At 34.2% G+C, this 17,668-nt stretch carries 18 protein-coding genes; 14 read left to right on the top strand and 4 right to left on the bottom strand.

The annotated features are described in order from the left end of the window. Positions 1 to 53 precede the first annotated feature (53 nt). Positions 54 to 596: a GNAT family N-acetyltransferase gene (locus ACZ11_RS09075; protein ID WP_049665447.1), complete on the top strand. Its 543-nt coding sequence runs from the start codon at positions 54 to 56 to the stop codon at positions 594 to 596. Between the two features lie 43 nt (positions 597 to 639). Here ACZ11_RS09075 and ACZ11_RS09070 read toward each other — a convergent pair whose 3' ends face one another. After that, positions 640 to 1,260, bottom strand: a complete 621-nt coding sequence (locus ACZ11_RS09070; RefSeq protein WP_049665446.1) for a LysE family translocator — start codon at positions 1,258 to 1,260, stop codon at positions 640 to 642. Between the two features lie 324 nt (positions 1,261 to 1,584). On the opposite strand from ACZ11_RS09070, the gene fabZ reads away from it, so the two are divergent. The 8 genes from fabZ to ACZ11_RS09025 all read left to right on the top strand — a co-directional run bounded on the left by fabZ (position 1,585) and on the right by ACZ11_RS09025 (position 8,546). Further along, positions 1,585 to 2,010, top strand: a complete 426-nt coding sequence (gene fabZ / locus ACZ11_RS09065) for a 3-hydroxyacyl-ACP dehydratase FabZ (RefSeq protein WP_049665444.1) — start codon at positions 1,585 to 1,587, stop codon at positions 2,008 to 2,010. 702 nt (positions 2,011 to 2,712) lie between these two features. Beyond that, complete coding sequence (locus tag ACZ11_RS09055) at positions 2,713 to 3,477, top strand: glycosyltransferase (RefSeq protein WP_049665441.1); 765 nt, start codon at positions 2,713 to 2,715, stop codon at positions 3,475 to 3,477. A gap of 216 nt (positions 3,478 to 3,693) precedes the next feature. Next, entirely contained in the window at positions 3,694 to 4,389 is a 696-nt protein-coding gene (gene vanR, locus ACZ11_RS09050) for a VanR-ABDEGLN family response regulator transcription factor (RefSeq protein ID WP_049665440.1), read from the top strand. 25 nt (positions 4,390 to 4,414) lie between these two features. Further along, entirely contained in the window at positions 4,415 to 5,506 is a 1,092-nt protein-coding gene (gene vanS / locus ACZ11_RS09045) for a vancomycin resistance histidine kinase VanS (RefSeq protein WP_049667132.1), read from the top strand. 87 nt (positions 5,507 to 5,593) lie between these two features. Then, positions 5,594 to 6,520, top strand: a complete 927-nt coding sequence (locus ACZ11_RS09040) for a D-alanyl-D-alanine carboxypeptidase family protein (RefSeq protein WP_049665439.1) — start codon at positions 5,594 to 5,596, stop codon at positions 6,518 to 6,520. A gap of 200 nt (positions 6,521 to 6,720) precedes the next feature. Then, positions 6,721 to 7,194 carry a hydroxymyristoyl-ACP dehydratase gene (locus ACZ11_RS09035; protein WP_236690817.1) on the top strand — a complete coding sequence of 158 codons (474 nt, stop codon included), beginning with the start codon at positions 6,721 to 6,723 and terminating at the stop codon, positions 7,192 to 7,194. A 33-nt stretch (positions 7,195 to 7,227) separates the two neighbouring features. Next, complete coding sequence (locus tag ACZ11_RS09030) at positions 7,228 to 7,698, top strand: DinB family protein (RefSeq protein ID WP_049665436.1); 471 nt, start codon at positions 7,228 to 7,230, stop codon at positions 7,696 to 7,698. A gap of 107 nt (positions 7,699 to 7,805) precedes the next feature. Continuing rightward, positions 7,806 to 8,546 carry a polysaccharide deacetylase family protein gene (locus tag ACZ11_RS09025; protein ID WP_049665434.1) on the top strand — a complete coding sequence of 247 codons (741 nt, stop codon included), beginning with the start codon at positions 7,806 to 7,808 and terminating at the stop codon, positions 8,544 to 8,546. A gap of 93 nt (positions 8,547 to 8,639) precedes the next feature. Here ACZ11_RS09025 and ACZ11_RS09020 read toward each other — a convergent pair whose 3' ends face one another. Continuing rightward, the gene (locus tag ACZ11_RS09020; RefSeq protein ID WP_236690816.1) at positions 8,640 to 8,831 is read right to left on the bottom strand and encodes a hypothetical protein; all 192 of its coding nucleotides are present in this window, start codon (positions 8,829 to 8,831) and stop codon (positions 8,640 to 8,642) included. Positions 8,832 to 9,082: 251 nt separating this feature from the next. On the opposite strand from ACZ11_RS09020, the gene ACZ11_RS09015 reads away from it, so the two are divergent. The 4 genes from ACZ11_RS09015 (at position 9,083) to ACZ11_RS09000 (ending at position 13,922) form a co-directional block, all read left to right on the top strand. Further along, positions 9,083 to 9,844, top strand: coding sequence for a GNAT family N-acetyltransferase (locus tag ACZ11_RS09015; protein ID WP_049665433.1), 762 nt, complete (start codon positions 9,083 to 9,085; stop codon positions 9,842 to 9,844). Positions 9,845 to 10,338: 494 nt separating this feature from the next. Then, complete coding sequence (locus ACZ11_RS09010; protein WP_049665431.1) at positions 10,339 to 11,844, top strand: lmo1851 family serine protease; 1,506 nt, start codon at positions 10,339 to 10,341, stop codon at positions 11,842 to 11,844. Between the two features lie 81 nt (positions 11,845 to 11,925). Continuing rightward, entirely contained in the window at positions 11,926 to 12,828 is a 903-nt protein-coding gene (locus ACZ11_RS09005; protein WP_049665430.1) for a CobW family GTP-binding protein, read from the top strand. A gap of 386 nt (positions 12,829 to 13,214) precedes the next feature. Further along, positions 13,215 to 13,922, top strand: a complete 708-nt coding sequence (locus ACZ11_RS09000; protein ID WP_049665429.1) for a CAP domain-containing protein — start codon at positions 13,215 to 13,217, stop codon at positions 13,920 to 13,922. Between the two features lie 95 nt (positions 13,923 to 14,017). Here ACZ11_RS09000 and ACZ11_RS26260 read toward each other — a convergent pair whose 3' ends face one another. Beyond that, positions 14,018 to 14,185: a hypothetical protein gene (locus tag ACZ11_RS26260; protein WP_161804451.1), complete on the bottom strand. Its 168-nt coding sequence runs from the start codon at positions 14,183 to 14,185 to the stop codon at positions 14,018 to 14,020. A gap of 584 nt (positions 14,186 to 14,769) precedes the next feature. Next, on the bottom strand, positions 14,770 to 16,140 hold the full coding sequence (locus ACZ11_RS08995) for an MATE family efflux transporter (RefSeq protein ID WP_049665427.1): 1,371 nt from the start codon (positions 16,138 to 16,140) through the stop codon (positions 14,770 to 14,772). A gap of 393 nt (positions 16,141 to 16,533) precedes the next feature. Between ACZ11_RS08995 and ACZ11_RS08990 the strand changes: the two genes are divergently transcribed. Then, a complete protein-coding gene (locus ACZ11_RS08990; RefSeq protein WP_049665426.1) occupies positions 16,534 to 17,610 on the top strand; it encodes an undecaprenyldiphospho-muramoylpentapeptide beta-N-acetylglucosaminyltransferase in 1,077 nt (358 codons plus the stop codon). Positions 17,611 to 17,668: the final 58 nt, after the last annotated feature.

Raw genomic sequence — 17,668 nt, 5'->3', positions numbered from 1 at the left:
AATAAGATTATCTAAAGAACTAGTTTAAAGATATAGGAAAAGAGGGATTAAAGTTGTTACGAATAAAAAGAATATATAAAGAGAATTTTCCTAACGGTAAAAAAATAATCTATCAATACAGCTCTGATTATTATTATGATGTTTCCTATAAAGAACAAGAAAATGGATGGGCAATTGATTTTACGTTAAAACATCTCGACACCCCGTTTCACAAGTATTTAGAAGGAGAAATTTTCGAAGATCACATAGAGGATATTGAATGCTATATAGCAGAGTTAAATGGCGAAGAAGCGGGCATTGTTAGCTTCAGCCATGAAAAGTGGCATAATGTGTTGAGAATTAATGATATTCATATTGATCAATTTCATCAACATAAAGGGATTGGGAGTAATTTCATGGCTTTGGTCAAAAAGCGAGCAGCAGAAATAGGGGTGAGGGCGATCGTTTTAGAAACGCAAACTTCTAATTATCCTGCCATTCAATTTTACAGAAAGCATGGATTTCAACTTATTGGATGTGATCTATTGAGTTATTCAAATAAAGATATTGAAAAAAGGGAAGTAAGAGTAGAAATGGGACTTGTTGTTGAAATATAAAAGGAGAACACGTTTTTATCGTGTTCTCCTAAGAAACTATATATTATCTACTTTGAGTTTGAAGTGCTAATTTAACCCCTAGACCAATATAAACGAAACCAACAGCCTTTTCAATCCAACGCGAACCATTGTTTGATGTCTTCGTAAAGATTTTTTCACCAATGAAGCTTGTAATAATAGCTAACAAAATAGTATACAAAGCGCTCATCACAACAAAAGTAATTCCTAAAATCAATAATTGTACAGTGATAGATTGGCCATTATGCTGAACAAACTGTGGTAAAAACGCTAAGAAAAATAGTGCAGTTTTTGGATTTAAAATCTCCGCTAAAAAACCTTGTCGGAACGAAGAACTTGCCGAACTTTGTTCAACAGTTGGTTTTTCTATTTTTTGTGGTTTTGTTAGGAGCATTTGAATACCTAAATAAACAAGGTATGCAACACCTATATATTTCACTATTTCAAAGGCAGTGGCAGAATTCATTAAAATTGCTGATAGCCCTAATACAGCTGCTAACGTATGAACTAAATCACCTAGTCCAATACCTAATGCAGTGAAAATACCGTTCTTTTTTCCACCTTTTAGCGTTTGCGTAATAGTAATGATAACTGCAGGACCAGGAATTAAAAATAAGAGAAGAACTATTGCAATAAAAGATAACATTTTTACCCATCCTATTCTAATAAACTAAACATTCATTTGTGAGAATAATAAATTGACTTAATGAATGCAACAAATATTATATGCTATCTGCTATATAACTGTCGATACTGAAATACTGAAAAGAAGTGAAAATAACTATTTCTAAAAATCAGAAAATATTTCGGTGATATTTGTATAATGATATATATTATTAAATTATAGTAATAAACTCCAATATTATTTCAATTCACATCTAAGGTGGTTTTGTAATTCAAACATAAAAATAGTACCAACTACTAATAATTAATGATAGAATTAGGTGATAAAAATATTGGAGGTTTTTTGATGCTAGATATTCAACAAATACAAGAAGTTTTACTACATCGTTATCCTTTTCTGTTAGTGGATAGAGTATTGGAATTAGAAGAGGGGAAAAGAGCGGTTGCTATTAAAAATGTAACGATAAACGAAGAATTTTTTAATGGACATTTTCCTAATTATCCAGTGATGCCAGGTGTGTTAATCGTTGAAGCATTAGCTCAAGTAAGTGCAATTATTATGCTCACAAAAGAAGGGAATCAAGGAAGACTTGGATTATTGGCAGGTATTGATAGTTGTCGCTTTAAAAAACAAGTTAAACCTGGTGATCAACTTCGACTTGAAGTGGAAATTACACGCTTAAAAGGTGCCATTGGTAAAGGGCGAGGAATTGCAACTGTTGACGGAGAAATAGCTTGTGAGACTGAGCTTATTTTCGCATTTGGAAGCTAAGCCAACTTGATTTAACTTCTTTCAGCAAATGTTTTATGTAACGAAAGTGAAACGGCAGTTACAAATGTTTTATGTAGCGAAAGCGAAGCGCCAGCTACAGAAGTCTCCCACCTCAATAGGTGGAGAGCTGAATGAGATTTTAAGTCACTTTTCAGCGGGGACCAAACATCCGCCGGAGGCATAATTGATGAGTACTGCAAAAAATCATTGCAGTACTTTTGTTTGTTTAAAGGATTTTTAACATTTTCTTTGAATATATTCTAAATGGATGACTTCAAAATGGAGGTGGTTTGATGAACTATCCCTTAGCGCTTTATTTAGCCACATGTTTCATGCAATTTATCATTCTCATAAATATTACATTATTCAACAGTCAATGGGATGGAATGACAATGTGGCTGTGTACAGGAATTTTTATTTTCTCAACGGCGATTTTCGTTTCAAGCAAATCAAATAAAAGAAGAAGTTCTAATGAATAAAAATCCTAAATAAAATAAGACGAAAGAGTTGATATTCACAAAATCAACTCTATTTTTTTGCCCAAAAATTTAAATGTGAATAGTGGGACTTAATTCATTTTACTACAGTGTAAATGTTGTTGCAGAATAGACATAAAAATCCAAAAAATAAAAAATGAGGGAAGCGTTTACATGTATACTTAAATTAAAATAACGAGAACTACTTATGAAGGGGAGATTTTATATGTCGGAAAGCACACCATTTATAAAAGATGTTCCTGGTGATGGAAGTTTGAAATTCTCTATTATAATACCTGCTCATAACGAAGAAAATTATATTGGTGGTTGTCTAGAGTCAATTGCAAAGGCTGCACAACCTTTTAAAGATCAAGTAGAAGTAATTGTTGTGTTAAATCGTTGTACCGATAAAACGAAAGAAATTGCACAGTCCTATAATTGCGTGACATTAGAAAATAACGATAAAAATTTATCCAAGATTAGAAATGCTGGAGCTGCGTTAGCGAAAGGCGATATTCTCGTTACAATTGATGCTGATACTCGAATGACAGAACACATGCTAACTGAGGTTGAAAAGCACTTAGCATCCAATCAATTGATTGGAGGAGGCGTGACCGGAAATTTTGAAAGAATGTCCTTTGGTATAGTAGTATCTACCATGTTACTAATTGTTCCTTTACTGTTCAAGTATGGTTTTATTTCTGTAGGAATCTTTTGGTGCTATAAAAAAGACTTTCAGGCAATAAGAGGTTTTAACGAGAATATGCTAATGGCAGAAGATGCTGATTTTGCTAAGCGTTTAAAACAATGGGGCAAGAAGAACGGTAAAAAATACGGAACGATTAAAAATGGAATGATTACTTCGTGCAGACGATTTGACCATTATGGAGACTGGATGTTACTGAAACGTCCAGGTATGATTTTAGCTTTTTTAAAGGGCACTAATGAAAAGGCTGCTAATGAAGCCTATTATGATGATCAAGCTAGATAATGAAACCACCTAAATGGTGTATATTTCGGCATAATAATTCTTTAAACCACTTCGTTGTAAAAAACGAGTGGTTTTTTTATGTGTAATTCTTTAGATTTTCTTAAATAATAAGACTTTGCATGACAGTAAGTTAAACGGAATGATATGATGTTGGGTGATTAGTAGAACCTGAAAAATATTGTTAAATAAAGGTTTTGAACAAAGGTGGTTATGAGCATGGATATAAATATACTAGTAGTAGATGACGAAAAGGAAATTGCGGATTTAATAGAGCTTTATTTAAAAAATGAAAATTTTAATGTATATAAATTTTATGATGCTCAGGAAGCAATAGCGTGTATACACTCTATCAAATTGGATCTTGCTATTCTTGATGTAATGATGCCTGATATAGATGGCTTTGAAATTTGCCGAAGAATTCGGGAACAATATCATTTTCCGGTGATTATGTTAACAGCGAAAGAAGGGGAATTAGATAAAATAACGGGGCTTACATTAGGGGCTGATGACTACATAACAAAGCCATTCCGGCCATTGGAGGTTATTGCAAGGGTTAAGGCTCAAATTCGCAGATCTACAAAGTACAATTATCAGGGGACATTACAAAATGATCCGATTATTGATTTTTCAGGCTTAATTTTAGAGCAAAATAACCGAAAATGTATGTTAAACGAAAAACAACTGTCTCTTACTCCTACTGAGTTCTCCATATTGTGGTTTCTATGTGTAAATCGAGGGCGTGTCGTTTCATCAGAAGAATTATTTCAAGAAGTATGGGGCGAGAAGTATTATAGCAGTAACAATACGGTAATGGTTCACATTAGACATTTACGAGAAAAGATGAATGATTCCGCAGAGAACCCTAAATTCATAAAAACTGTCTGGGGAGTGGGGTATACTATTGAAAAATGATTTTGGAAAACTAAAAAGAACAATAATGCTTCGAATTTTGCTCATTTTAGTAATAACATTGTTGGTCGGTTATTTCATAAGCTATGTGTTTATTGATGGTGTCTTACAAGCCCCTTTCGCTGATTGGTTTATTCGATTTTGTGAAAACGTGCTAGAGCTTGACTATTATTCGGCACGGACGGCTTATGGGATATTATTCCAACAAAATAAGTCCCTTTGGTTAGCAATAGGCTTAATTATTTTGCTATTAGTAATTTTTTATTTTGCACTTTCTCGATTTACGAAGTATTTTAAACAAATTGCCATAGGTGTTAATATGCTTTCAGAGGAATCAAATCAAGAAATAAATCTTCCTTCTGAGCTAGATTTTATGGAGAAAAAATTAAATGATGCAAAAAATAAATTAGAAAAACGGTCAAAGGATGCACAGGAGGCTGAGCAGCGCAAAAATGATCTCGTTGTTTACTTAGCCCATGATATTAAAACACCTCTGACATCTATGATTGGTTACTTAAGTCTGTTGGATGAGGCAAAGGACATGCCTGTAGAGCAAAAAGAAAAGTATGTGAAGATTTCATTAGAAAAATCATATAGGCTAGAACAGTTGATTAATGAATTTTTTGAAATCACTAGGTTTAACTTACAGTCCATTGTTTTAGATAAAGAAGCCATTAATTTGAATTATATGCTAATGCAATTGGCAGATGAATTTTATCCCTTATTGGCCCCTAAAGGACAGCAGGCAATTGTGAATATCGAGGGAGAAATAAAGATTTTTGCGGACGCCAATAAATTAGCAAGGGTATTTAATAATATTTTAAAAAATGCCATAGCATATAGCGATGATAACAGTTTAATCCATATTAGCGCACACCATCAAAATGACCAGGTATTTATTTCATTTACAAATAAGGGAAAAACAATTCCACCACAAAAATTAAAGATGATTTTTGAGAAATTCTATCGTTTAGATTCTGCCAGATCGACTCAATCAGGTGGGGCGGGGCTTGGTCTTGCAATTGCCAATGAAATAGTCCATGCTCATGGAGGTACGATATCAGCTTCAAGTGATGAAGAAAAAACAGTTTTCACTGTTATGCTTCCAACACTTTCTTAAGAAACCTTAAGAATTCTATAATAGATTATTAAAAAAGAGCTCCTTCTTTTATGTTTCAATAGAGGCATAGAGAGAGGGAGTTGTTTTATGTTTAAAAGAAAAGGATTTTATAGCCTAATATTAATGATTTTTATTATTCTGATGTACTTGTTTGTTAAAGAAAATCCATTGCAACAATTAAAGCCAGAAATCGTTGATTATCCTCAGTTGGAAATGCCAGAGAAAAGTGAAATAAATCTTGATGTAAATTTACATAGCTCAAATGCTATTTTAGTGAATTTAGACACAAATAAGATCTTATTAGACAAAGGTAGTGATGAAATTATCTATCCTGCTTCCTTGACGAAGATCATGACAGTTTTAGTTGCCATTGAAAATATCCCGAATTTACAGGAAAAGATTTTGCTTCCTAAAAGTATATTTAAGAATTTATATGAAGAAAATGCTTCTGTGGCAGGCTTTCTTCCTAATGAAGAGTTAACAGCAGAGGATTTACTTTATGGTTCAATGCTACCTTCTGGTGCAGATGCTTCTATTGGTTTAGCCGATTATATTGCCGGGTCGGAGAGTAAATTTGTAAAGTTAATGAACGAAAAAGCTAAACAGCTAGGGATGAAAAACACACATTTTAGGAATGCAACAGGACTCCATCATCCTGATCATTATACGAGTGTGAAAGATATTTCGATACTTTTACAATATGCTTTAACAAATAACAACTTTAGGGATATTTATACGGCTGAAAGATACTCAATAAAGTCAACGAATCTTCATCCAGAGGGAATGACTCTGACGAGTAGAATGTTTAAAAATTTGAATGCAAATGAAAATACGAGAGGTGAAATAATTGGTGGCAAAACTGGCTACACAGTGCAAGCAGGCTTATGTTTAGCAAGTCTAGCAACGATTAATGGCGAGGAGTATATTTTAGTAACAGTAGGTGCTAATGGTGACTCACGAACAGAGCAATTCAATATTACAGATGCATTAGCTGTCTATCGACAACTTTTCTAAGGAACTTTATGTATTTTTCCTGCAGCAGTTACTAAACTTACAATAAAATTTTTGTCCAAAATAACATACAACCTTTCCATCCCTTCATATAATTAAAATATCTGAAAAATTTGGGTGACTATGTTTTGAGACTATAAACGAGTTTTCTATTCTTAATAAGGTCATTAAATCAGGTAAACAAGTATGAGAGGATGAGGGGTTTGAAGCATCCCGGCGCAAATGTTTTTGAAAATAAAGAGGAATTATTCATACCTGAAAAAGCATTAGATAAAGATTTTTGTGATCGTTTAGTGAGAAAAATTCATAAAAATATACTGAATGAAAATATAACTAACGATGTTTATATGTCATATTTTGTGATTTTTGATCAACAATATAAATTGAAAGAAATTCGATATTTACTAGATGTTTTGAAATTGCAAGCAAATGAAATTATTAGATCTAAGCCAATTTATATTACATTGTGTGGTGTAATCTTATCATTGATTACAATAATTGCCTCAGCCATCAATATAAAACTGATGATGGGGATCTCACTGGTCCAAATTGTCGCTCTAGCAGTTTTAAGTTTTAATGTAGCTATATTGTTTATTTCCTATAAAATAGAAAAAGAATATAAAAAAATATACGAGGTCATTAAATTAATTGACTATTATTTAAGTTTTCATAAATAGCTAATTTCAAAAATCATTAGGGGTGTGAAAAATATGCAAAGTACAATAGATCAATTATATTTTTGGATAAATAAGGTACCAGAAGAGTTTCGTCAAATGTCTGAAATAGAGATTTCACAACGACCAGCGCCTCAAAAGTGGTCAAAAAAAGAGATATTAGGCCATTTATGTGACTCCGCCATTAATAATTTGGAAAGGTTCATTAAAATACAATACGAAAAGGAACCCTTAGTATTAACCCCGTATGACCAAGTTCATTGGGTGAAAATTCAAGGGTATCAAGAGTTACCTTTTAATGAAGTATTGAATCTATGGGTGAGCTTAAATAAAAAAATTATACATGTTATTAAAAATATCCCCAATGAAAAGCTTACTCTACAATGTGGCTTTGAAAATAATCAACAAGTGACTCTTCATTGGCTTATCCAGGACTACCTTGAACATATGGAACATCATTTTAAAAAACAGATTTTAACCCAAAATCACTGTAAGGACAACCTTTAGCTGCAATCACAAAGGTATATACTAAAACAAAAAATCAAAAAAGAGCATTTTTTTTAACATTCCTCAAATAATAAGGTACTAAATATTTTATTTGAGGAAGTGATGATTTGAAAAAACTCCTATTTTTATTACCTATTTGCCTTTTAACTGTTTCCTTTTTATATGTAAAAGTCGGCGCAGAAAAATATGAAAATAAAGGAAGAAAGTATTATGAAGAGGCAGGACAAATTGTCTGGGAGATCAATACCGATGAAAAAATTGTTGCCCTTACCTTCGATGATGGACCACATCGAAAATACACGTCTCAGATTTTAGATTTATTAGCCAAATATAATGCAAAAGCAACTTTTTTTATTGTTGGTCAAAATGCGAAAAAAAATCCTGAGGTAATATCAAGAATGTATAAGGAAGGCCATGAACTAGCCAATCATACATTTACGCATCCTCTAAGGACGAATGTCTCGAATTTACTAAATGAAATAAATCAAACGAATGACGTCATTCAGAACATTACAGGATTTAAGCCTACTTTATTCCGACCTGTTGAAGGACAGTATTCAGATGCAATGATAGAAGCAATTGCTAAAGAAGGATATAAAGTAGTTATGTGGTCGTGGCATTTAGATACATTAGATTGGAGAAGCCCAGGTACGGATAGAATTGTTAATACTGTGTTAAACGGTGTTAAAGAAGGAAATATCGTTCTTTTTCATGATGGAGGTGGAAATCGCCATCAAACTGTGCAAGCAATGGAAAAAATAATACCTGACCTTGAAAGGCAAGGATATCGTTTTGTCACTGTTTCTGAATTACTCGAAGTGCAGAGTAAAAAAGGCAAACACAAATAAGTATCCGTAATATTGGAACTAAAATGTGTTATCTTAAAAATCTTTTTATTTGCTGTAACTCAGAAATTAATTGATCAATTTGTTGTTTCATCTTTATATTTTGTTTTGCTTGATCATTTGAATTTTATTTAGTAATGCTTCTAAGGCAAGACCTGCTGCAATTGTCTGAATGCCATCACCTAATGTAGAAAGAGATGTTCCGATATAGTTGAGTTTAGCAGCATAAATATCCAGTGAATCAGTAGATTGATTTTTATTTTTATTCTTATCCCTATTCCTATCCATTATTTAAATCCTCCTCGAATATTTCAAATCATTACTTTTTTATCATTTGCATGAAATATTAAAAACGAGTAGTCGTAATGCACATAAAATATTAATTTTCATTCGTTGTCAAAATCAGGCTAAATGAAAAATAGCCTGATTTTTTATTCTCCAAGGTATCCCACAGATGCTAATCTGTTACTCAAACAAACGTACTTAAAACATTCAAACAAAAAAAGTATAATTAACCTAATAAATAGGAGGTGTTGTCCATGAGTAAGATTGAGTTAATTGAATTAAATAATGAATTATTAGAGGGAATTGGGAGCTATTGTCTTAGAAGTAAGAAGAAATCAAACGGATATTTAAATAAGAACGAATGGCTGAACAATAGATTTGAAGAAGGCTTGAAATATGTGCAAGTAATCGACAATAAAAAACAAGTTGGGTTTATTGAATATACTGAGGCAGAAAATTCCTCAAGAGTGGTTCATGCTAATGGTTATTTAGTAATTCATTGTTTATGGGTGAGTGAAGTTGGGAAAGGTTACGGAACTTCATTAATCAATAAATGTATTGAAGATGCCAAAAAGCAAGCCAAAAAAGGTGTCGTTGTTATTTCTAATTCAAAAACTTCTTGGGTGCCAAGTAAAGAGATATTTTTGAAAAATGATTTTCAACTTATTGATACTGCGCCATATGATTTTGAATTGCTTGTCTACCCATTGAGCTACGAAACCGAACAACCATACTTTCCGAATGATTGGGTGGACAGATTAAAAAAATTTAACAACTTAACAATTTTACGTTCATTCCAATGCCCATATGTTGAAATTGCAACAGAAAATATAATAACTGGTGCAAATAAATTGAATATACCAGTTGAGCTTATTGATCTTAAAGATAGAGAAGAGCTGATGGAACTGTCCCCAACTCCGTACGGTATTTTTTCTGTCATATATAAGGGGCAGCTTCTTACTTTTCATAGGTTAACAGTACATTCTGTTATAAAAAAATTAAGAGAACTGAGTTAGTGCAAAACCAAAAATAAACATTAGCAAATTTCGAGTATGAAAATGTGGATATTCATATTGTCATTCATGAAACCAATAATACGTGCGTTGGAGCTGACACTGACGCCCGTGTTCGTCAATGGCAACAGTATAAAAGATGCATAAGAGGGTATGTATTTTTAATATTCTATGAGGATTTTAGTTGACTGCTTCGTGGAAACGAGTAAAATAGAAAATCAGTACCATTATATACCTTCAACTTAGCAGATAATAGAGGTGCTTTTAGAAAGTATTTCAATAGCACCTTTACTTTTACAAAATCTAAAGCAATAATACATAGAATAATGTGCTTAACAATATAGTGATTAAGAAATGCTGGATTTTATGAAGATTGTTGTAGGACAAGAGTTGTCGAGAAATTTTGACAGTCTTTTTCTTTTCGTCTTCTATATAACCTGTTAAAATGGTAATAGTGTGACATCAAGTTAGTGTATATGAGAGTGGTGACAATCAAGATGGATGAACAGAAAAAAGATAGTATAGAACAGCAGCCTGAACAAATACCCCCTGCTGAAATAAAACCTGCAGGGAAATTTATACGAATGAAACCGTTTAAATTTATCATGCTTATGTTCTTTACAATCCTAATTACTGCAGGCTTAACGATATTTGCGTTAACATTTGGAGAAAAGAAAGTAGTTGAAGTGAAAGTACCGACTGGGCGTGCGGAATTTTCGAAATTATATGAAGCCTATGATTTGCTTAAAAACAACTATTACAAAGATATCGACGATTCAAAAGTGGTCGATGGCGCTATTAATGGCATGTTTGACGCTTTAGGTGATCCGTATTCTGATTTTATGGTGAAAGACGAAGCAGATCAATTTAAGTCTGGATTGTCTTCTAGTTTCCAAGGAATTGGTGCGGAAATTCAAGAGCGTAACGGCTCTATTACAGTTGTGTCACCTATTAAAAATTCACCTGCTGAAAAGGCAGGGCTATTACCGAAAGATATTATCTTAACTGTTGATGGAAAAAGCATTCATGGATTAAGTGCATCTGAAGCGGTAGCTCTTATTCGTGGTGAAAAAGGAACACCTGTAAAATTAACCGTAAAACGAGAAGGAAACACTGAGCCTCTTAATATGACAATTGTCCGTGATGAAATACCGGTTGAAACGGTTTACGGTGAAATGCTTGAAGGGGATATTGCCCATATTCAAATAACGTCATTTAGTGAAAATACAGCAAAAGAGTTTGAGAAGATTCTTGCAGATTACGAAAGTAAAGCATTGAAAGGTATCGTATTAGATGTACGTCAAAATCCTGGTGGCTACCTAGATGCTGCAATTGAAATTTCGAATTTATTTGTTCCAGAAGGTAAACCGATTGTACAAGTACAACAAAAAGGTGAAGAGCCGAAAATTACAAATGCTATTACTGGTAAAAAATATAATGTTCCAGTGACAGTGTTAGTCGATAGCGGTAGTGCTTCTGCTTCTGAAATATTGGCAGGGGCATTAAAAGAATCTGTCGGTGCTAAAATTGTAGGAGAGACTTCGTTTGGTAAAGGGACAGTGCAAAATGTCACAGCATTAAAAGATGGCTCTAACCTTAAATTCACAACAGGTAAATGGCTAACACCGAATGGTAACTGGATACACGAAAAAGGTATTGCTCCAGATGTTAAAGTGTCATACCCATCTTATGCATCATTACCATACCTAGATCCATCTATGGAAATGAAAAAGGGCGTGCAGTCTAACTCTGTTAAAGCGGCACAAGAGATGCTAGAAGTTCTAGGATATGAGCCTGGTACAGCTGACGGTATTTTTGAACAATACACAGAACGTGCAGTGAAAAAACTGCAAGCTGCAAGTGGTCTTGAAGAGACTGGTGTTTTAACAGGCGATACAACGTATGCTTTAATGGATGCATTACGTGCTAAAATAAAAGCAGAGGATCCTCAATTGTTAAAAGCAAAAGAACTGCTTATTGGTACACCAGCAAAAACTGAGTAAACTACAAACTAACAAAGTAGCTGTCGCAGCAGGCGTCTCTAGTGGCCTATTGCGACAGCTTTTTATATGGAGGTAATAATTATGAAGGACGTATACTTATTTAGTGGCTTTTTAGGTAGCGGAAAAACATCCATGCTAACAGATGTTATTCGACAACTGAAGGAAAAAGATTTAAAGCCTGCTGTCATTATGAATGAGCTTGGAAAGCTACCATTTGACTCACAGGCTGTGGAAAAGGATATTCCGCTAAAGGAAATGCTAGAGGGCTGTATTTGCTGCTCTGGCGCTGAAAAAACAGAGGCACAAATTCAATCTCTTCTATTAGATAGTGATTTTGATGTCTTAATAATTGAAACAACAGGTGCTGCACATCCTGTTGAAGCGTTAGACGCTGTTTATTCACCGTTATTTGCGGAAAAGTTAAATATCAAAGGGATTGTCACGGTTGCTGACTCAAAGCTGTGGCTAAATCGAGAGACATTAACCCCGCAAGTGCGTTCCTTATTTATGGAACAAATCCGTCACGCACATTTATTGCTGGCTAACAAAACGGATTTATTAACAGAGGCAGAGCAGGCACAGGTTGTTTATGAGCTACAAGGCTTTAATCCTCATGCCTTTATTTTGCAAACTACAAATGGGCGAGTACCGTTAAGTTTATTAGAAGATTTAAAGGCAACAGCTCAGGTTGATAAAGAAGATGTTGTGAAAGCCCCAATAGCTTCAATGCATCTAGGTTCACGATTAGTTGAATTTAAGGATGTTAACTTTACACAGGAGCAGTTTGAGGATTGGGTACGAACATTGCCTGAAACCGTGTATCGAATGAAAGGTTATGTGCCAATTGAAGGTGTGAAAAATCCTATGCTGTTTCAATATGCGTATGGCATGGTCCAGTGGCTTCCGGAATACGTAAAAATGCCCGCAAAACTCGTAATCATTGGTGAGGATGTAAGTAGCTTAAACGTTATAGGTCTTAATTAAAATATTGGGTTTCTCTATATAGACATATTAAATCTGCTCATTTCTACTTGTAAGACACGTAAGATCGGTTGTCTTATTTAAGTAGTAATCGGGCAGATTTTTTTGTGGATTCGTAAAAATAAAGGAAGTGTGTTTCGATATATTAAGACTTTATTTGGAGTGTTTCTCTATTTGAATATTGAAAATATTTGATAGTTTTTTAGAGGTGTCAACCCTATTTGAAACGTAAGTATTTCATAGATTGGCGAAACTTGCTAAAAAATATTGTTAAAAACCCTCTATTTGATGCGAATTTATTTCTCTGATGGTGTTGTTAGCAGATGCTGGCAAAAAAATTATTAAATTCGTACTTTACGATTGTTTGCAGAGAAGGAGGAATTGCAAAAATGAAAAAAACACTAACTGCAATTTGTGCAACAGTTTTATTAGCAGCTCCAATTCAAATGGCTTCCGCTGCAGCAAATACTACAGAGGGGAATACAACAACAGACTGTAATAAAGTTTCTTATCATAAATGGTCAAATCAATGGTCAAATCATAAGTGGTATGTAAATCTACCACAAACACAAACGCCATCAAAAGAAACTCAAGCACCAGAAAATAATCAAACAACAAATAACAATACACAAGCAACTAATAACAATACACAAACAGCTCAAAAAGATAATACAGCTACTGCACCATCACAGTCTACACCATCAACAACTACTTCAGATGTGAATGCTTTTGAACAAGAGGTAGTAAAATTAACGAATGCTGAACGTACAAAAGCTGGTTTAGCACCATTTAAAACGGATGATAAACTGATGGCAGCTGCTCGTGAAAAATCACAAGATATGCAATCTAAAAACTATTTTTCACATACAAGCCCAACATTCGGTTCACCATTTGATCGTATGAAAGCTTTAGGTATTACGTATAAGAGTGCAGGTGAAAACATTGCACAAGGACAACGTACACCTCAAGAAGTAGTACAAGCTTGGATGGATTCACCTGGTCACCGTGCGAATATTTTAAATGAGAAATTTACGCATATTGGTGTTGGCTATGTGAAATCAGGTAACTACTGGACACAACAATTTATCCAAAAATAATAATAGCTTGATTGAATAAGAGGATGACCACTAAGTCGTAAAAGGCTTAGCGGTCATCTTTTTTATATTTCATAGTAGAAGCTCGAAATTAGATGTTATTGACGCATACTTTTATTTTGCAGTATAGCCACCGTCAACTGGAATTGTTGCCCCAATGATAAAGGTTGCTTTGCCGCAGAGTCAGAAATTGCAATTGGCTCACAAACTAAACCAAGAGTAGAGGCAGTATTAATAATAGATCCACCTTTTCCTTGTTTTCTCATTTGCTAAATAGCATATTTATTTGAGTAAAATACACCAGTTAGATTAAGATTTTGCCAAGTTTTTGCTGTTTCTAAATGAATAGGCGTGTCACTAGGAATACCAGCATTAGTTACGACTATATCTACTTGTCCGAACCAATTAACTGTTTGTGCAGTTGTTTTACCATAAGTTCCTAATGGAATTGTACTAGTATAGAATTCTATTACATCATCACTTTCTCATAGTTAAATTAGATTTATTTTTATACAGGTATTTTCAACAAAACTGCCAGTTCCACTAACTTAAAAAACCTCGAATTAAATTGTCTCGAATCCGAGACAATAGTAATACTAATCATATTTTTTGTCAATAACCTTTTTTTACATTAGGTAAGATATATATTTTGTTTTGTTCTTTGTTTAATTAATATCTGATTTCACATTTCAAACAATCCGTAACAATATTACAAGTCGACAATTTTATTTTTTAATTCTTTAAAAGCAGGTAGGGATAGGGGGAAACGTTAGGAGAAAGAAATTTTCCCTTCATACAGTTTAGAGGTTAGTTACTTCATTAAATGAAAAATAGCAAACTAGAACAAAGTCTAGTTTGCTATTGTTGTTTTGGGAGTCCTTGTATATCTTTTTTGAACAAGTAATAAACGTATTAATAAAGTAATTGCTCCTGTAGTAAGACCTGCAACTAGCCCAATCCAATAGCCAAACGGTCCGAAGTTTGTGTGAGTGGCCAGTAAATATCCGACAGGCAAGCCGATGATCCAATACGAAATGATCGCCATGATAAATGTCATTGTAACATCCTTGTAGCCTCTTAAAGCCCCTTGTACAGGTGCTTGGATTGCATCAGATAGCTGGAATATGGCAGCGTATATTAAAAAATGACTAGCGTATTCTAGCACTTTTCCATCAGTCGTATACATATTTGCAACAGGCTCACGAAGGATAAAAAGGATACAAGCTGAAATAAAGCTAAATAAAATCGCGGTGCCAACACATAAATAGCTGTAGAGTTTAGCATCGTGCATTCGGTTAGCGCCAATTTCAAAACCTACTAATATCGTAACGCCCATTGATATACTAAGCGGTACCATATAGAGCAGGGAAGTGAAATTTAAAGCTATTTGATGAGCTGCGATAATCGCTGTACTAAAGCTACTCATCATCATTGTTACAGCAGAAAAAATACTCGTTTCTGCAAATAAAGATATTCCGATCGGTACACCAATGATTAAAATTTCCTTCCAACGAAGCCATTCGAATTTTGGCCAGTCATGGAATAGGCGGAAGCGTTCAAATGGCACGCGCTTTGCAATAATCCAAACTGTGATCAAGAAAACTAGCCAGTATGTAATCGCCGTTGCAACGCCTGCACCTATACCACCAAGCTCGGGTGCTCCAAATTTGCCGAAAATAAAAATATAATTCAACACAATATTAATAGGTGTTGTAAGTAATGTAATAATCATAGTGACGCGAGTTTGTCCAAGCGCATCGATAAAACAGCGCATGACAAAAAATAAAAAGAGAGGTATAAGACCAGCGCACATCGCATGAATATAGGATTTAGCAATAGTATGTACAGAGGTTTCTAAATTCATTTTGCCAAGAATCCAATCAATACCAAAGAATAACACAATAAAAATAAGTATCGATAATACGATGGCTACATAGATTCCTTGCTGAACTGCCTTCTTTGCTGCCAACTCCTTTTTAGCACCAACAAGCTGTGAGACAATAGGTGTGATCGCAAGGAGAATTCCAGATAACCCTATATAAGTAGGCATCCAAATAGAGGAGCCGATTGACACTCCGGCTAGGTCTGCAGTACCGTACCGACTCGACATTAAAATATCGAAGAAAGAAATGAGATAAATAGCTACCTGCGAGACTAAAATGGGTACGATAATTTTTAATAGTAATGCATATTTTTCTTTTAACGTAGTTGTCTGATTCATAGTGTATATCTTCCTTCATTTACATATTTAATTAATGAGTATAGCATAAATAAATAGAGGAAAGCTGAAAAATCAATTATGCCTCGACATAATTGTTGATGTCGCTCTGTTAACATTGTACTTTCGCATAGAAAACATTCGTATCTGACGCTGCCCTTTCGCGACACAAAACACTTGTAGCTGACGCTGCGCTTTGCTTTCGCTACATAAAACACTTGTAGCTGACGCTTTGCTTCGCTACATAAAACACTTGTAGCTGACGCTTTGCTTCGCTACATAAAACACTTGCTGAAAGAAGTTAAAAGCTTCATCTATATCTTTTCGTTCGCATATAGTAAAATAAAAGACTGTAAACAAAAAGTAGTATGGCTTTTAAGGAATAGGAGAATTAATGTGAAACAACAAACAATCATTTTAACCGGTGGAGGGACAGCTGGTCATGTATCGCTCAATCAAGCGATACTCCCGTCTTTACAAGTACTAGGTTATGATGTCCACTATATTGGCTCAGACCAGGGCATTGAAAAAGAATTAATAGGCGAGGCGTTTCCTAGTGTTCCGTTTTACGGTATTTCAAGTGGGAAATTGCGTCGTTATTTCTCAATGAAAAATTTTACAGATCCATTTAAAGTGCTTGCTGGAATTATGCAGGCTTTTCGTATTATCAAAAAAGTGAAACCCCAAGTAATTTTTTCAAAGGGTGGCTTTGTTTCTGTACCAGTTGTTATGGCCGCGAAACTTGCTGGTGTTCCGGTAGTTATTCATGAATCAGATGTTACACCTGGCTTGGCCAATAAAATTGCGCTGCCGTTTGCATCACACATCTTTACGATTTTTGAAGAAACATTACAGCACTTGCCGAAAGAAAAGGCAACATGCACAGGCTCAATTATTCGCCAAGAGTTATTTACTGGAGATCGAGCGAAAGGGTTATCATTATGTGACTTTACAACATTAAAACCTGTTCTTCTTGTAATGGGAGGGAGTCTAGGTTCAGTTGTCTTGAATGATGCACTACGTCAAAATTTACCGGAGCTTGTAAAACAGTTCCAAATCATTCATTTGTGTGGTAAAGGAAATTACGACAAATCATTTGAATCTATTTCTGGTTACAAGCAGTTTGAATATGTAACAACAGAATTACCAGATTTATTACATGCGGCAGACTTTATCGTCTCGCGTGCTGGCTCCAATTCGATTTTTGAATTTTTAGCACTTCACAAGCCGATGTTATTAGTGCCATTATCTGCACAAAAAAGTCGTGGTGACCAAATATTAAATGCCAACCTATTTAAAAGACAGGGTTATGCGGAAGTATTACAAGAGGAAGAGTTAACAAAGGAATCCTTTAAAAAATCAGTCCATGTATTAACAGAGCGCAAAGCAGAGATGGTTGCAACAATGGAAAAAACACAAAGACCGAAAACGCCAGAAGAAATGGCGAAATTGATTTTACAATATAAAAAGTAGGCTCTTTACTTGTATCCTATTGTATAGCTTGTACTTATATAACAATACAGCAATAATA

Source organism: Lysinibacillus xylanilyticus (assembly GCF_001183605.1).
Lineage (GTDB): Bacteria > Bacillota > Bacilli > Bacillales_A > Planococcaceae > Lysinibacillus > Lysinibacillus xylanilyticus.
Note: the sequence above shows the minus strand (reverse complement) of the source record. Positions and strands in the feature narration are given on the sequence as shown.

Bases quoted from the DNA above. Each gene is read 5' to 3' on its own strand.
- ACZ11_RS09055 (WP_049665441.1), top strand. From the start codon at position 2,713: ATGTCGGAAAGCACACCATTTATAAAAGATGTTCCTGGTGATGGAAGT.
- ACZ11_RS09005 (WP_049665430.1), top strand. From the start codon at position 11,926: ATGAAGGACGTATACTTATTTAGTGGCTTTTTAGGTAGCGGAAAAACA.
- ACZ11_RS26260 (WP_161804451.1), bottom strand. From the start codon at position 14,185: ATGAGAAAACAAGGAAAAGGTGGATCTATTATTAATACTGCCTCTACT.
- fabZ (WP_049665444.1), top strand. From the start codon at position 1,585: ATGCTAGATATTCAACAAATACAAGAAGTTTTACTACATCGTTATCCT.
- ACZ11_RS09010 (WP_049665431.1), top strand. From the start codon at position 10,339: ATGGATGAACAGAAAAAAGATAGTATAGAACAGCAGCCTGAACAAATA.
- vanR (WP_049665440.1), top strand. From the start codon at position 3,694: ATGGATATAAATATACTAGTAGTAGATGACGAAAAGGAAATTGCGGAT.
- ACZ11_RS09020 (WP_236690816.1), bottom strand. From the start codon at position 8,831: ATGGATAGGAATAGGGATAAGAATAAAAATAAAAATCAATCTACTGAT.
- ACZ11_RS08995 (WP_049665427.1), bottom strand. From the start codon at position 16,140: ATGAATCAGACAACTACGTTAAAAGAAAAATATGCATTACTATTAAAA.
- ACZ11_RS09015 (WP_049665433.1), top strand. From the start codon at position 9,083: ATGAGTAAGATTGAGTTAATTGAATTAAATAATGAATTATTAGAGGGA.
- ACZ11_RS09030 (WP_049665436.1), top strand. From the start codon at position 7,228: ATGCAAAGTACAATAGATCAATTATATTTTTGGATAAATAAGGTACCA.
- ACZ11_RS09070 (WP_049665446.1), bottom strand. From the start codon at position 1,260: ATGTTATCTTTTATTGCAATAGTTCTTCTCTTATTTTTAATTCCTGGT.
- vanS (WP_049667132.1), top strand. From the start codon at position 4,415: ATGCTTCGAATTTTGCTCATTTTAGTAATAACATTGTTGGTCGGTTAT.
- ACZ11_RS09000 (WP_049665429.1), top strand. From the start codon at position 13,215: ATGAAAAAAACACTAACTGCAATTTGTGCAACAGTTTTATTAGCAGCT.
- ACZ11_RS09040 (WP_049665439.1), top strand. From the start codon at position 5,594: ATGTTTAAAAGAAAAGGATTTTATAGCCTAATATTAATGATTTTTATT.